The organism is Sediminitomix flava, assembly GCF_003149185.1.
GTDB classification, from domain to species: Bacteria; Bacteroidota; Bacteroidia; order Cytophagales; family Flammeovirgaceae; genus Sediminitomix; species Sediminitomix flava.
Genome location: NZ_QGDO01000004.1, coordinates 225,415 through 240,022, shown reverse-complemented (window position 1 = coordinate 240,022; position 14,608 = coordinate 225,415). Strand labels below are relative to the sequence as shown.

General features: G+C 33.3%; 12 protein-coding genes. 9 read left to right on the top strand and 3 right to left on the bottom strand.

What is annotated here, in order from left to right:
• Positions 1-89 precede the first annotated feature (89 nt).
• From BC781_RS16555 to BC781_RS16535, 5 genes are all read left to right on the top strand, one after another.
• Positions 90-1,076: an O-antigen ligase family protein gene (locus BC781_RS16555; protein ID WP_158281503.1), complete on the top strand. Its 987-nt coding sequence runs from the start codon at positions 90-92 to the stop codon at positions 1,074-1,076.
• 24 nt (positions 1,077-1,100) lie between these two features.
• Positions 1,101-2,324 (top strand): WcaI family glycosyltransferase, encoded by a 1,224-nt coding sequence (locus tag BC781_RS16550; RefSeq protein WP_109619813.1) that lies wholly within the window; start codon positions 1,101-1,103, stop codon positions 2,322-2,324.
• The gene (locus tag BC781_RS16545) at positions 2,317-3,390 is read left to right on the top strand and encodes a mannose-1-phosphate guanylyltransferase (protein WP_109619810.1); all 1,074 of its coding nucleotides are present in this window, start codon (positions 2,317-2,319) and stop codon (positions 3,388-3,390) included. The genes BC781_RS16550 and BC781_RS16545 overlap by 8 nt, the downstream gene beginning before the upstream one ends.
• Before the next feature lie 150 nt (positions 3,391-3,540).
• Entirely contained in the window at positions 3,541-4,914 is a 1,374-nt protein-coding gene (locus BC781_RS16540; RefSeq protein WP_109619809.1) for an undecaprenyl-phosphate glucose phosphotransferase, read from the top strand.
• A 150-nt stretch (positions 4,915-5,064) separates the two neighbouring features.
• Positions 5,065-6,651: a DUF4301 family protein gene (locus BC781_RS16535; protein ID WP_109619807.1), complete on the top strand. Its 1,587-nt coding sequence runs from the start codon at positions 5,065-5,067 to the stop codon at positions 6,649-6,651.
• Between the two features lie 56 nt (positions 6,652-6,707).
• Here BC781_RS16535 and BC781_RS16530 read toward each other — a convergent pair whose 3' ends face one another.
• From BC781_RS16530 to BC781_RS16520, 3 genes are all read right to left on the bottom strand, one after another.
• On the bottom strand, positions 6,708-7,691 hold the full coding sequence (locus BC781_RS16530; protein ID WP_109619805.1) for a TerB family tellurite resistance protein: 984 nt from the start codon (positions 7,689-7,691) through the stop codon (positions 6,708-6,710).
• 136 nt (positions 7,692-7,827) lie between these two features.
• On the bottom strand, positions 7,828-8,319 hold the full coding sequence (locus BC781_RS16525) for a hypothetical protein (RefSeq protein ID WP_109619803.1): 492 nt from the start codon (positions 8,317-8,319) through the stop codon (positions 7,828-7,830).
• Between the two features lie 131 nt (positions 8,320-8,450).
• Entirely contained in the window at positions 8,451-9,032 is a 582-nt protein-coding gene (locus tag BC781_RS16520) for a hypothetical protein (RefSeq protein WP_109619801.1), read from the bottom strand.
• Positions 9,033-9,431: 399 nt separating this feature from the next.
• Between BC781_RS16520 and BC781_RS16515 the strand changes: the two genes are divergently transcribed.
• The 4 genes from BC781_RS16515 (at position 9,432) to BC781_RS16500 (ending at position 14,548) form a co-directional block, all read left to right on the top strand.
• Positions 9,432-10,958 (top strand): Do family serine endopeptidase, encoded by a 1,527-nt coding sequence (locus BC781_RS16515; protein WP_109619799.1) that lies wholly within the window; start codon positions 9,432-9,434, stop codon positions 10,956-10,958.
• A gap of 358 nt (positions 10,959-11,316) precedes the next feature.
• A complete protein-coding gene (locus BC781_RS16510) occupies positions 11,317-12,168 on the top strand; it encodes an N-acetylglucosamine kinase (RefSeq protein ID WP_109619797.1) in 852 nt (283 codons plus the stop codon).
• An 83-nt stretch (positions 12,169-12,251) separates the two neighbouring features.
• Positions 12,252-13,046 carry a glucosamine-6-phosphate deaminase gene (nagB, locus tag BC781_RS16505; RefSeq protein WP_109619794.1) on the top strand — a complete coding sequence of 265 codons (795 nt, stop codon included), beginning with the start codon at positions 12,252-12,254 and terminating at the stop codon, positions 13,044-13,046.
• A 239-nt stretch (positions 13,047-13,285) separates the two neighbouring features.
• A complete protein-coding gene (locus tag BC781_RS16500; RefSeq protein WP_109619792.1) occupies positions 13,286-14,548 on the top strand; it encodes an exo-beta-N-acetylmuramidase NamZ family protein in 1,263 nt (420 codons plus the stop codon).
• Positions 14,549-14,608: the final 60 nt, after the last annotated feature.

Below are 14,608 nucleotides of genomic sequence, written 5' to 3'. Positions count from 1 at the left end.
TGTTATTTTATTCTTTGACTATAGCTATTTATAGGTTAAAACATCAAAAGTATATAATCAACAGAATTATACTTTTAGATTATCTGATAATGATAATTCCTTTTATAATTTACTTATTAGGATGTTTGTTGCATTTAGAAAAAGAGAATTATTTAGAACGAGTTATTAGTTATGTATTAATTCCTACTATATTTTTATTCTCTCAAAAATGTAATTATGATAAAACTATAGCAAAACTATTTCTAATAGGAAGTCTTTGTTACATTATACCTATAATACTTAATTTTATATTTAGTAAACATGCTTTTCATTGGGGAACTGTTGTTAATACTAGTACTGTAAGACTTTCTATTAATGTGATGCCATATATAGGTATTCATCCAATATATTTATCATTGTATTTATCAGTAGCGTTTGTTTTTGGTCTTTCAGTATTGAATACAAGTAAATTTTGGAGTGTAATAACCTTTATAATTCTGCCATTTATCATTTTTCTAGGTGGTAAATCAACAATATTATCTTTGTTAGTTATTGCTTTTATTCAAGGAGTCAAGTACTTCAATAAGAAAATCGTTTTAACGGCTTCTTTCTCTGCCCTTTTGATACTATTATTAGTAATTTATTTTATGCCAATAACTTGGCGAGTTTTAGATGTTTTTAACTTAGACAACTTTTTAGGAGAATTAAATCTATCTAGTTCAACTAGTATTAGAGTTTATATTTGGAAAGCTACTGTATCTCTAATTAAGGAAAATTGGATTATAGGGATAGGTTTTAACAATATAGCAGAGGCAATTTTCTCTTATCTGGAGAATGATAAAATATATTTGGATCATCAATATAATACACATAATCAATTTTTAAGTGTTTTTTTAGGAATAGGTTTTATAGGTTTTCTATTACTTTTATTATTTTATTTAATTCACTTACATAGAAGTAAGCATAATAAAATTTATTTTTTTTTACTTATAATTTTCCTTATTAACTCATTGACTGAGAATGTTTTAGAGCGGCAGTTTGGAGCTGTTCTTACATCTTTTTTATTGACATATTTTCTCTTTTCATCAAAAAAATAAAGATAAGTATTTCAATCATTTAGTATGGATATAGCAATTGTTGGAATAAATTACGCTCCAGAAGACTCTGCCATTGGATTGTATTCTGCACAAATGGCAGAGTTTTTAATAAAGAAAAATCATAATGTTTCTGTAATTACAGGCTATCCTTATTATCCACAGTGGGATATATGGGTTCCTTATAAAAAGAAAGGTTCTTATTTAAGGGAGAATATAAATGGAGTAAATGTATTTAGATACAAACAATATGTTCCTAAGAAACCAACTTTTTTAAAGCGACTGATTCATTTAGTGGATTTTACGTTAGGTTCTATTCTGAATATACAAAAGATAAAATCAGCAGATATAGTTATCTCTGTAGTCCCTTTTACTTCAAGTATCTTTTTAGGTAAATTAATTTCATGGAAAACTGGAGGTAAGCTTTGGGTGCATATTCAAGACTTTGAGTTTGATGCTGCTTTCGAATCTGGTTTAATAGGGAATAAATTTCATACAAGGGCGATGAAAAAGCTCTTAATGGAAATGGAAGTTAGCTTATTAAATAAAGCAGATAGAGTTAGTACGATCAGTCATGGAATGTTAAAGAAGTTAGCGTCAAAATCTTCATCATCAAGTTATTATTTTCCAAACTGGGTAGATGAAAATAAAATAACACCAGAAAAAGCTAAAAGTGGAAAATGGGGTAAGAAATCTGAATCTTTTAAAGTATTGTATTCTGGTAATATTGGAGCGAAACAAGACTGGGAAACTTATTTGAAAGTTGTTGATTTTTTCAAAGATGATCAAAGTGTCGAGTTTGTCTTAGTAGGTAATGGGGCAAAAAGGAAAGAATTAGAAAAAGATTTAAAAGAGTATAAAAACATTTATATATATAATCCAGTAGAATATTCAGAGTTAAATACTTTGCTGTGCTTTGCAGACCTCCATGTTTTGTTTCAAAAGAATGACGTAATAGATACTGTTATGCCTTCTAAATTGTTAGGGATGATGGCAAGTGAAGTTCCTTCTTTAGTTACAGGGAATTTATCCTCTGAAGTGAATAAGGTACTAACAGAATCCCAAGGGGGAATATTTTTAGATAGTAACGATTTTGATGGAGTCGTTAATACTATATCAGACCTTAAGTCTGATCAATATAAGTCAAAGGATATGGGGAAGAATGCTAGAAAGTATATTGTGGATAAATTTTCATATTCTAAAGTGTTAGATGATTTTATGAATGAACTAGAAGAATTAACTCATGAATAATAACTATATCATTATAATGGCAGGCGGTATCGGTTCACGATTTTGGCCATTTAGTACGAAAGAGACTCCAAAGCAATTTTTAGATATACTTGGAACTGGTAGAACACTAATACAACAAACCGTTGACCGTTTCACGGAAATAGCTCCTAAAGAAAATATCTTTATTGTGACTAATAAAGATTATAAAGGTTTAATAAATGAACAGCTTCCTTTTATTTCTGATGAACAAATCTTATTAGAGCCAGGTCGTAGAAATACAGCGCCTTGTATTGCTTATGCATCATATAAAATTCAGAAGCAAAACCCAGAAGCAAATATTATTGTTTCTCCTGCCGACCATGTGATAGTAAAGGAAGGGATTTTTAAGGATACGCTACGAGAAGTACTTTACATTAGTGAAAAAGAAGATGTGTTGGTGACTTTGGGTATTCAACCGAGTCGTCCTGATACGGGTTATGGTTATATCCAAGTCAACGAAGAATCTCGTCTAGGATCTCTATATAAGGTGAAACAGTTTACAGAAAAGCCTCAAAAAGAAAAAGCTATTCGTTTCTTGGAGAGTGGTGACTATGTATGGAACTCGGGAATCTTTATTTGGAATGTAGATGCTATTACAAAAGCATTTTCAGAGCATATGTCTAATCTAGCAATCGCATTTAATGAAATTGCTGATGACTTTTATACAGAAAGGGAGCAAAAGGCGGTAGCAAGAGTGTATCAAGATTGTGGATCTATCTCCATTGATTATGGGATTATGGAGAAAGCTCAGAATGTCTTTGTCAAGCCATGTGTGATTGGTTGGTCAGATCTAGGAACTTGGAAGTCTTTATTTGATATTTCTAAGAAGGATGATGCCAATAATGTATTAGATGGAGATATACATGTGTATAATACTAAGAATAGTATTATCAAAACACCGCAAGATAAATTATTGATTGTTCAAGGTCTAAATAATTTTATTATTGCAGAAAAAGATAACGTGATGGTAATCTGTAACAAAGATGATGAACAGCGGATTAAAGAGTTTGTCAGTGAACTTCAAGAAAAAGAAATTGAAAAGGTTTAGTTAACTAAACCTTTTTATTTTTTGTCTTATTTTTCTCTTGAATTGTCTTATTTTTGTATGTCAATTTGTGTTAAAAGGTGAACGTCTTCCTTTTAGAAACTGAATTAGATTTTTTGACGTTTTTTTGTTCGATATAGTGTTTGAAAAGATATGACAGGTAACTCTCATTATATAAAACCCATAGTATTTACACTTGATTTAGTTATTGTAAATATTTCACTTCTTTTAGTGGCTTTTTGGAAGTTTGATTCAGTCGCTATTTTATTTGAAGAACCTTATTCTTTATTATATGTGGGGAGTAATGTTTTTTGGATAATGCTTGAATTGATTATAAAGCCTTTTCATATAAAAAGAACAATGCGTTATGTGCAATATGTGCGTAAGTATACTTTTACAGTATTAATGCACTTTCTATTAATTACAGCATTTTCTACATTGATTAAATTCTCTAATATTTCAAGAGAATTTTTGATATTGGGGTTTACTACCGAATGGTTTTTGATGATGTTGCTGGGGGGAACGTTAATTTGGACTTTGAGAGCGTATCGAAAAAATGGTTATAATTACCGCAATGTAATAATTGCTGGACATGGAGAACTGTCCAAACAACTTGAGATTCTTTTTAGAGCTCATCCTGAATATGGTTATCGTATAAAAAGACTTTTTGGAGATGAACAAAATCAAAAAGTATCAGATTTGTCTACAATTAGCGAATACATAAATAATGAAGATATAGATGAAGTCTATTGTTGTGTTCCTTATCTAACTCATGAAAAGATACGTGAACTGATCGATTATGCGGAAGACCGTTTTATTAAAGTAAAGTTGATTACAGATTTCAGAGGGTTTCCAATGAAAGGGTTAACCTTGGAACGTTATGGACATATTCCAGTTTTAAATGTTACAGAGATTCCTTTAGATGATATAAAAAATAGAGTGATAAAAAGAACTTTTGATATCGCATTTTCTTCTTTAGTAATGTTGTTAGTTTTCTCTTGGTTATTTCCAATTATAGGTTTATTGATTAAGCTTGAGTCAAGGGGGCCAGTTTTCTTTAAACAGAAGCGTACTGGGAAAGATGGGAAATCATTTTGGTGTTATAAGTTTCGATCAATGGCTGTGAATTCAGATTCAGATTCGAGACAAGCAACAAAAGGGGATATGCGTATCACTAAGGTTGGTGCTTTTATTCGTAAGACAAGTATTGATGAATTCCCTCAATTTATTAATGTGTTGAAAGGGGAAATGTCTGTTGTCGGACCTCGTCCTCATATGTTGAAGCATACTGAGGAATATTCTAAAATCATTGAGAAGTTTATGACTCGCCATTTTGTTAAACCAGGTATCACAGGCTTGGCACAGGCAAAAGGTTATCGAGGAGAGACAGAAGGAGATGATTATGCAATGAAGGGACGTGTGAAGCTTGATCGATTCTATGTGGAAAATTGGAGTCTATATTTCGATGTTAAAATTATAGTCCTGACAGGTTTGTCAATCGTCAAAGGTGACGAAAATGCATATTAAGAATATGAAAAGATTTTAATTAAACCTCAGTTGAAAACAAATTCAGCTGAGGTTTTTTCTTTTTTTCACTTTTTTTATATTTACATTGAATAAAAGTTTAGTCGATTATTTATTTTTGAATCCATATTTATAATTTTTTTACCCATGAGCATGAACATAGAACTATCGATAGCAGATCAAGAACTACTCAACGATAAAAGCATATCTAGCGAACAGATTTTTTCTCAGTTGAATTATTTCCGAAATGGTTTCCCACCGATGAACATTGTTCGTCCAGCTATTAAAAAGGACGGGATAATAAAACTATCAGAGTCTCAAAAAATTTCTTATGAATTACAGTACGATGCTGCAATTGAGAATAAAGAGGTTATGAAGTTTGTACCTGCTTCAGGAGCTGCTACTCGAATGTTCAAAGTAATGTATGAATTTCTTCGTAAGCATAGAGGTACTGAAGTTGGTCAAGCGGACTTTACCGAATATCCATCAGATCATGATGTAATGGTACTTTTTGACCGTATCAAAGATTTTGCCTTTTATTATGATCTAAAAGAAATGTTAGCCGAGAAAGGAGGAGACATTGATGACTTATTGACTCAAAGAGCTTATGTTCAAATGTTAGAAACCTTACTAGAAGGAGATGGGATGGAATATGGGTCCTTGCCAAAAGGTTTACTGAAATTCCATAAATATGGAGAAAGTGAAATGCGTACCCCTGTTGAGGAGCATTTGGTTGAGGGGGCTATGTATGGGAAAAGTACAGGTAACGTAGTGAAGATTCATTTTACGGTTTCGCCTGAACATATGGAGCGTTTTCAGAAGCATTTAGAGGTAGTGCAACCTATTTATGAAGAAAGGTTTCATACTTCTTTTGAAATAACTTTTTCTGTACAAAAACCTGCAACCGATACCATTGCAGCAACTATGGATAATAAACCATTCCGTATGGAGAATGGGAAAATTCTTTTCCGTCCAGGAGGACATGGAGCCCTAATAGAAAATCTTAATGATTTAGATTCTGATATTATTTTTATAAAAAATATAGATAATGTTCAGCCTGATAGACTGAAGCCAGACGTAGAATTTAATAAAAAGGTTTTAGCAGGTGTTCTAATTTCGTATCAAAAGAAAGTATTTAAATACCTTAACCTTATTGATGAAGGGAATGTAGGTTTTGAGTTACGTTCAGAAATGGAGAACTTTTTGAAAGAAGATTTATATACAGTTTTTCCTAAGTCCTATCAAGATCTTTCAGATGAAGGGAAGTTAGAATATCTTCATACAAAATTGAACAGGCCTATTCGTGTAAGCGGAATGGTTAAAAATGAGGGAGAGCCTGGTGGAGGACCATTTTGGGCGGTTAATCCAGATGGGTCGATTTCTTTGCAAATTGTCGAGTCTGCACAAATTGATATGAATGATCCAGCAAAGGTAGCTGTAGTTGAACAAGCTACACATTTTAACCCTGTGGATTTGGTCTGTGGAGTACGAAATTATAAAGGAGAAAAGTTTAACTTATTAGACTTTAGGGATTCAGATACTGGTTTTATTGCTATCAAGTCTAGAAATGGTGAGGAAGTAAAATCACAAGAATTACCAGGGCTTTGGAATGGAGCAATGTCTGACTGGAATACAATTTTTGTTGAAGCCCCAGCTGCAACATTTAGTCCTGTAAAAAAAGTAAATGATCTTTTAAGAAGGGCGCACTGGACAAAGGATCAACTTTTTCTTTTGAGTTAAAAAACAATATGAGATATAAGGGATTTAATCATTTGATTAAATCCCTTTTTTGTTAATCAACTCGCTATAAATAGGGTCTTTTTAAGCTTAGCAACTTTCTCTTCAGTCATTACAAGATGCTGAATGGTGTGCATAATATCTTCATTTACATCTAGTAGGCTAGCAGCTCTTTCAACAGCCATACGTTCTTCTGATGGGTAGAGTTTATCTGCTCTTGCCATTTTAATAGCATTGTAGAGGAGGGTCCTTTTGATGTTTACAGGTACTTTTTTGTTTAATTCTGAGATAACGTCTTCTAGAGATTCATGTCTGTAATCAAAGTCCAGTACTTCTTTGACAACCTGAGTTGAAACAGAAGTGTTAACCGCAAAATCACTTTTATACCATTCTTGCTCACGTTCTGAAACTTCACCATCAGCGCCAGCAATGATCATTAGAGCAAAGCCATACAGACGTTGTAAGTTTTCTTCAACATGTTTTAGCCCAAGCATATTTCTTTCATGAATACTTGCCTTAAAGCTATTTGGGTCAGAAACTTTATATAAGCCATCGCCTTTCTTATGTTCTTCTAACTCGAATATCGCTTTACGAGTCATTTCAACGGCTTTTTCTGTATTGACAAGTCCTTCAATGGCTTTGGTGAGGTAGCTAGGAATTTTCATGTACTCCGCAGCTCTGTGAACAGAACTTTGTTCTTCTGGGGCGTAGACAAAGTCAGCTCTAGACATATGAACAGCATCGTAAAGAAGTGCTCTTTTATGATTTAAGGGTGTTTTAAAGTTTAGGTCGGTTAAAAGTTCTTCAATCTTCTGAGCACCAAAGTCATAGTTTTCCAAGTACTCCCTTGCCTCGGTGTTAGCTTTAACCACATTCAAAAATGCACTTGATAGCCATTCACTTTCATCTGATGATAGTTTTCCATCTGCACCAGCGATGACTAGAAGAGCTTGAGTGTAGCTGATCCATTCTTCAGAGGGAATATTATATGCAGCAAATGCAGCGGCCGAAGGAGAGCCTTCAAAAGTTCCAGTATAATTCATAGTCAAAAGAGTTGATGAGCATTTCAACCTGTACAAGTTAAAAGTCTCATGAAGAACTAAAAAGAAGCTTATTTAATTTATTATCAGAATTTAAATATAGTAGAATTATATATTTAAAATTAATATTTGAGCCATTCTAATTTATATTTTTTGAGGATAATGCTTTTAATTTTTCTAGGTCGAATTGTTTAAATCTTTCTTTAATACGATCGTCATTAAAACTTTGGCTCAATGATTTAATCTGTACTTGAAATCGATCAGCAACTAAAATAGCAATCGAGTTTTGACCTTTGATTAATAGTGGATAATCTTCGAAGGATAATTCACTTTTCTTGAACCTAGATATTTCATTCTTGTGATTAAGGAGGTCAATAATTGAGGAGCTTGCAATCACTTTACTACTATCATTTATCACTTTTGCCTTTACCATTCCTACAGCCGAGTGGGTTACATAAATTTGAAATTTAGGAAGAGAGTCAGGGAATGCCTCTTGTAGCAATTTCCCATCAATAACATCAGGGTCATTACTAAAAATAATATGATCACCTCTAGTTTTTGTTTCTGATTCAGATTGACATGAAGCAAGAACAAAGCAAAAGTATATTAGAATTTTAAATGTTAGTTTCATATTGGTTAGACTTCTTCTTCAATTTAAAAACAAGAGAATAGTCTGCTGTTGTTCGGTAAAGTAGAATTATAGGTTTAGACCACACCTTATATTACAAAGATGTGATCAAAGAATGATAGAAGGTTTTAAGCTTAATGGTGATGAGTACTGGAATGCTGCTTTCCATTATGATCACCAAATGAATAAAGTAGGCCAAAGCTCAGATTATTTTGACTCATGTCAGAAAATAAATGAGCATATTCGATAAATGGTGAAAAATGCCCAAACTGATAAAGCATACCACATCCTAAGTTTATACCCATACTATGTATGACTTCATCATGATTCACTGTTTCGTGTTCAGAGTGAGATTGAATCCCATTTTGCCCTTCAAAATGTTCTTGTTCAGCACTGTAGTTAATACCTGCAAGTGGATAGATCTCAAAGTGAGAACCTAGATGAAATGGTCTATCAATGTTTATATTAATTTCTCTTAGTTTGATATCTTCAGAACCTGTTCTAGTTTGTTCTTCGTGGTGGGCAAAAGTGGTGTATTCAGCATTTATGGCGATTGGCTTTTTGAACAGATACTGTCCTTTCAGTTGAAGTCCTGCTTCTTGAATGTCATCTCCATAGCTTATAGCTGTTCCAATACTGAACTGAGCTCTTGAATTTTGAATTCCGAATAGGAATGCACAACCAATGGCAATTCCATTGATAAGTTTGTTAGTCATGTCTTGATTTTTTTGAAGAAAGCAATTCACCTTTCACAAATAGATGGTATTTCAAAAGGCGATTAGTACTCTCTGTAAATTAGGTTAATATTTAAAGTAAGGTTTATTCCCCTATGCTTAGGGAAATTATTTTACGAATGAACTACTTAAAGCGGAATTTAAGACTTTCATTCTGTTAATGGTTCTTGCTGAGTTACTTAAAAAATTTAAACGCCAAAGACTAGTTTACAATTATAGCTCGTCAAAGAGCTCTAAATTACGTTAAATAAATGCAAAACCGTAGCCATGGTAAAACTGTTAAATTAGTAATGGCGTAAATTGGCTGAAGGTACTTTAGAAATAGGGTACTTTAAATTCAGTCAAACTATTCTTATTTAATTAAAACATTATTAGTTGATTATGACTAATCGTAAATTATTTTTCAGCCTAATGACCGCTTCGGTTTTGGGAGGAGCGATTGCGATAGGAGTTAACACTTACCTAACTCCTCAAAATGAAGTCAAATTTCAAAGTATAAGTGATCAGCAAGATCATTTCAAGCTCACAAACTACAATAATGATTCTGATAAGAAAGCTTATCAGGTTCCCCAAGGATTAAACTTTGTGGATGCTGCAGAAAAAGTAACTCCAGCAGTAGTCCATGTAAAATGCTATTATAAAGGGAATTATTCTCAAGGAAGAAGTAGAAGCCCTGAAGATATTTTTAGAGAGTTTTTTGGAGAAAGGTCTGCTCCAAGACAAGAGCAGCAACAGCCCGAAGAAGATAGTTGGGCAGGAATGTCAACAGGGTCTGGTGTTATCCTAACTGATGATGGGTATATCGCTACAAATAATCATGTTGTAGAAAAAGCAGATAAAATTGAGATTGTACTTAATGATAAGCGTCTTTTCGAAGCTGAAGTTATAGGTACTGATCCAACAACAGATTTAGCTTTATTGAAAATTGAGGAAAAAGGACTTCCTTTTGTTCCTTATGGAAATTCTGATGATGTAAGAGTTGGAGAATGGGTTTTAGCTGTCGGTAATCCATTTAATCTAACCTCAACTGTTACAGCAGGTATTATTAGTGCTAAGGCAAGAAATATTAATATTCTTCAACGTTCAAGAGAAAATTATGCTATTGAATCTTTCTTACAGACGGATGCAGCTGTAAACCCTGGTAACAGTGGTGGTGCATTGGTTGACCTTAAAGGAAACCTGATAGGAATAAATACCGCGATTGCTTCACGAACAGGTTCATATTCTGGTTATTCATTTGCAGTACCTTCAGAATTAGTAAAAAAAGTATTGGATGACCTCAGGAATTATGGTGTAGTACAACGTGCGATCCTTGGCGTTCAAATCTTGGGTGTCAATGCTGAAATAGCTGAAGAATACGGGCTTAAAAATGTAGAAGGAGTTTATATAGCAGGTGTAGCCGAAGGAAGTGGAGCAGATAGAGCCGGATTAGAAAAAGGCGATGTTGTTTTAAAAGTCGGAGGCGTAAGAGTTAATGAGTCTTCTGAGTTACAAGAACAAATAGCCAGAAAAAGACCAGGTGAAACCGTAACACTACTTATCAGAAGAGGAAGTGATGAGATGGAAAAAGAAGTGGAACTCAGAAATATGCAAAATGAGGTCTCTTTGGCAAAAGGAAGAACAACAATTGATGATTTGAAAGGAGAGTTAGGAGTTACAGTAAAAGCCCTTTCTGATGATGAAAAAGAGGAGTTAAACCTTGAAAATGGAGTGAAGATCACAAGCATTGAGAAAGGAAAGCTCTATGATTCGAGAGTACAAGAAGGATTCGTAGTTACTCATATTGATAAGGAACCAGTCTCAAGTGCTGATCAGTTTTATAGAAAATTGAGTAAGAAATCTGGTGGCGTACTTCTTGAAGGTGTTTACCCTAACGGAGAAAAAGGATTTTACGGACTTGGTCTGTAAGAATTAAAGATAGTAGTTTTTTAATGACCTCTTATTGTGAAAGATTAGGTCGAATGTGTTTTAGTAAAATCAAAGGTTTCCCAGTTTGGGAAGCCTTTTTTTATTCCCTATGGATAAACTTCTTCTGCTTATTTAAGAATAAAAGAGATTAATAAGATGTTTATTAATAATAAAAATTAATTATATTGAGTAATAAATAATAAAATTTATATATTTGAAGTGTAAGTTTATTACAACAATTCAAGGATATACTAGACGGGTATACCTAATTCTTCTTAAATGTATAAAGTCAAATACCTTTAAAGCTGAATTTGTTAGATATCTTCAGTACTTTCATAATTAGACTTAATGAACTGATATGAAGATTATAGCAGATAGTGGCTCTTCAAAAACAAAATGGATAGGTATAGATGAGAATGGTCAAGAGCTGTTTCAGAAAACAACTCAAGGACTAAATCCTTACTTTGTGGAGGAGAAAGAGATTAAAAATCTACTTCAAAAAGAGTTAGGAGAATTACAATCAGCTATTACGAGTATTCATTTTTATGGAGCGGGTTTAGGGCTTGAGCAGATGAAGCTAAAAATGGAAGAAATTCTTAAAGAATTTTTACCAAAAGCAGAAACTATAGAAGTGGAAAGTGATTTGTATGCAGCAGTTCGAAGTCTTTTTTATAAAGGAGAAGGAATAGCTTGTATACTTGGTACTGGGGCAAATGCTTGTTATTGTAAAGATGCAAATGTACTAGAGAAAGTACCGTCTTTAGGATACATATTAGCCGATTGGGCAAGTGGAGCTGTTTTAGGAAAACAACTGATTGCAAGTTTATTAAAAGGAGAGCTAAATGCAGAAATGACAGCTGACTTTTATTCAACTTACAATTTGGATACAGCTCAGATCTTAGATAAGATTTATAGACAAGCTAATCCAAATCGATTTCTAGCATCTTTCACCACATTTCTTTACAAACACAAAGATGATGCTGTGTGTAAGCGTATCATCAGAGAGAATTTTGAAAAATTCTTTGATGATTATGTAAAAGTTCTGCTAGAGCATAAGGGATCAGAAACTTCTATTGGCTTTGTAGGTTCAATAGCTTTTCATTTCAAAGACTTTATAACTGAAGAAATAACCAAAAGAGGATATAAGCTTTATAAAATAGAAAAAGATCCTTTAGACGGATTAAAAGCATATCACCTCAAACAAGGTTAAATCAGTAAAGAGGGATTAAGAAATTGTTGTAATAGGTTTTAGGTCGAATCAAGATATCAAACTATACATAAATTATATTTCTTATGAACTTAGCCGTAAATAATTCCTCAGAGAAGCTATATACAAATGTATATGCTGATGCTGAAAGTGCTTCAAAAAAAGTTGCACAAGATATTGCAGACCTTATCAGATCAAAGGCTGAGAAAGGTGAAAATGCAGTTTTAGGTTTAGCTACAGGTTCCTCGCCATTGAAAGTATATGCTGAATTGGTAAGAATGCATAAAGAGGAAGGTTTAAGTTTTAAAAATGTAATCACATTTAACTTAGATGAGTATTATCCTATGGATCCATCATCTGAGCATAGCTATGTGTATTTCATGAAGAAAAATCTTTTTGATCATGTAGATATCAATATGGAAAATGTAAACATTCCAAGTGGTACGATCAGAAGAAAAGAAATTGAAGAGTATTGTGCGACTTATGAGGCTAAAATCAAGCTGCATGGAGGAGTTGATCTTCAATTATTAGGTATCGGAAGAACTGGACACATTGGTTTTAATGAGCCACCATCAAATGAGAAGACTTTGACAAGAATGGTGACGCTAGATCCGATTACAAGAAAAGATGCCGCTCCCGGATTTGGTGGACTTGAGAATGTACCTACTGAGGCCGTAACAATGGGTGTCGGTTCTATTCTGAATGCTAAGAAAGTTATTATGATGGCTTGGGGAGAGAGTAAAGCAGCGATTGTCAATGAAATGATGAATGGGGAAGTTTCAGGACAAGTACCAGCAACATATTTACAATTGCATAATAATGTAGCTGTATTCTTAGATGAAGGAGCAGCAAAAGAATTGAAAACAGAGACTTTGGTCTAAAAAATATATTCGAAATACCTTTCGAGCTTTTAAGTAGTAAAAAGTATAATACAGTTAGTTGATTTTGTGACAAATGAGTAATGCCCAAGATGATGTCTTGGGCATTCTTTTTTTATAGTTTGAAATACTTCTGTCTTTTGTCTGAGATTATGCAGATTAAAGTAAAAATGATACTTTTGGAGTACCTAGATAGGTGAGAGATAGATTTTTTTGAGTTTGTAATAGATAAATGAAAAGCGATGAAAAATAAATTTTTTTTGATAGGCTTATGTACTTTTTTATTCTCATTCTGTACTGCTCCAGCACAAGAGAATAAAGTAGATAGTCCGATAGTCAAAGTTGGTTTAGACGTTCTTGTGGCAGATGAGTATACGATACTACAAGGGAAAAGAGTCGGACTAATTACGAACCCAACAGGAGGAGATTATAATTTTAATTCCACAGTAGATATTTTCTTTGAACATCCAGCTGTCGAATTAGTCGCACTTTTCGGGCCCGAGCATGGGGTAAGAGGTAGTGCAGATGCAGGTTCACATATCGAATCTTATAAAGATGAGCGTACAGGACTTCCGGTTTATTCTTTGTATGGAAAAACGCGAAAGCCTTCCAATGAAATGTTAGAAGGGATTGATGTGTTGGTTTATGATATTCAGGATATTGGAGTGAGGTCTTATACTTTTATTAGTACGCTAGGTTTAGTAATGGAAGCTGCTGCTGCAAATAATATTGAAGTAGTTGTGTTGGATAGACCTAATCCTTTGGGAGGAGAAAAAGTAGAAGGAAATATAGTTGAAGAAGGTTATTTTTCATTCGTAAGCCAGTTTCCAATTCCATATGTATACGGACTAACTGTAGGCGAAGTAGCCTTAATGATGAATAATGAAGGCTGGTTGAAGAATGGAGTGAAATGTAAATTGACTGTAGTTCCTATGGAAGGTTGGAAGCGTAATATGTCTTTCAAAGAGACTGGAAGAAGATGGGTTCCTACTTCTCCGCATATTCCTTTTGAGCATTCGGCAGTAATGTACCCCGTAACAGGGATTTTGGGAGAACTTGATGCTAATTTTATTGGTATTGGTTATACAATGCCATTTGAGGTGATTGGAGCTGAATGGATTGACCCATTAGCTTTTGCAAAAGCATTGAATAGTTTGGAGTTGGGTGGATTACTTTTCCGACCGATGTCATTTACACCTTATTACAAAGCTAAAAAAGGTACAACACTGCACGGAGTTCAGATTTATATTACTGATTATGAAAAGGCAAAACTTTCAGAAATACAGTTTTATATACTTCAAGAGCATCATAAACTTTATCCAGAAAAAGATTTATTCGAAATGGCTCCAAACAGACTTTCAATGTTTGATAAGGTCTGTGGTAGTAATTTTATCAGAGAAAATTTCACGAAGGATTATAAATTTTCAGATATAAAAGAGTATTGGTATAAAGATGTTGATACTTTTAAAACACTTTCTAAAAAGTATTATTTATATGACGAATAGAATACTCACTACATAGTTGAGAATAGTATTTTATTTGAAATCGATGTTATCTTTTCATGA

Bases quoted from the DNA above. Each gene is read 5' to 3' on its own strand.
- BC781_RS16555 (WP_158281503.1), top strand. From the start codon at position 90: ATGATAATTCCTTTTATAATTTACTTATTAGGATGTTTGTTGCATTTA.
- BC781_RS16550 (WP_109619813.1), top strand. From the start codon at position 1,101: ATGGATATAGCAATTGTTGGAATAAATTACGCTCCAGAAGACTCTGCC.
- BC781_RS16545 (WP_109619810.1), top strand. From the start codon at position 2,317: ATGAATAATAACTATATCATTATAATGGCAGGCGGTATCGGTTCACGA.
- BC781_RS16540 (WP_109619809.1), top strand. From the start codon at position 3,541: ATGACAGGTAACTCTCATTATATAAAACCCATAGTATTTACACTTGAT.
- BC781_RS16535 (WP_109619807.1), top strand. From the start codon at position 5,065: ATGAACATAGAACTATCGATAGCAGATCAAGAACTACTCAACGATAAA.
- BC781_RS16530 (WP_109619805.1), bottom strand. From the start codon at position 7,691: ATGAATTATACTGGAACTTTTGAAGGCTCTCCTTCGGCCGCTGCATTT.
- BC781_RS16525 (WP_109619803.1), bottom strand. From the start codon at position 8,319: ATGAAACTAACATTTAAAATTCTAATATACTTTTGCTTTGTTCTTGCT.
- BC781_RS16520 (WP_109619801.1), bottom strand. From the start codon at position 9,032: ATGACTAACAAACTTATCAATGGAATTGCCATTGGTTGTGCATTCCTA.
- BC781_RS16515 (WP_109619799.1), top strand. From the start codon at position 9,432: ATGACTAATCGTAAATTATTTTTCAGCCTAATGACCGCTTCGGTTTTG.
- BC781_RS16510 (WP_109619797.1), top strand. From the start codon at position 11,317: ATGAAGATTATAGCAGATAGTGGCTCTTCAAAAACAAAATGGATAGGT.
- nagB (WP_109619794.1), top strand. From the start codon at position 12,252: ATGAACTTAGCCGTAAATAATTCCTCAGAGAAGCTATATACAAATGTA.
- BC781_RS16500 (WP_109619792.1), top strand. From the start codon at position 13,286: ATGAAAAATAAATTTTTTTTGATAGGCTTATGTACTTTTTTATTCTCA.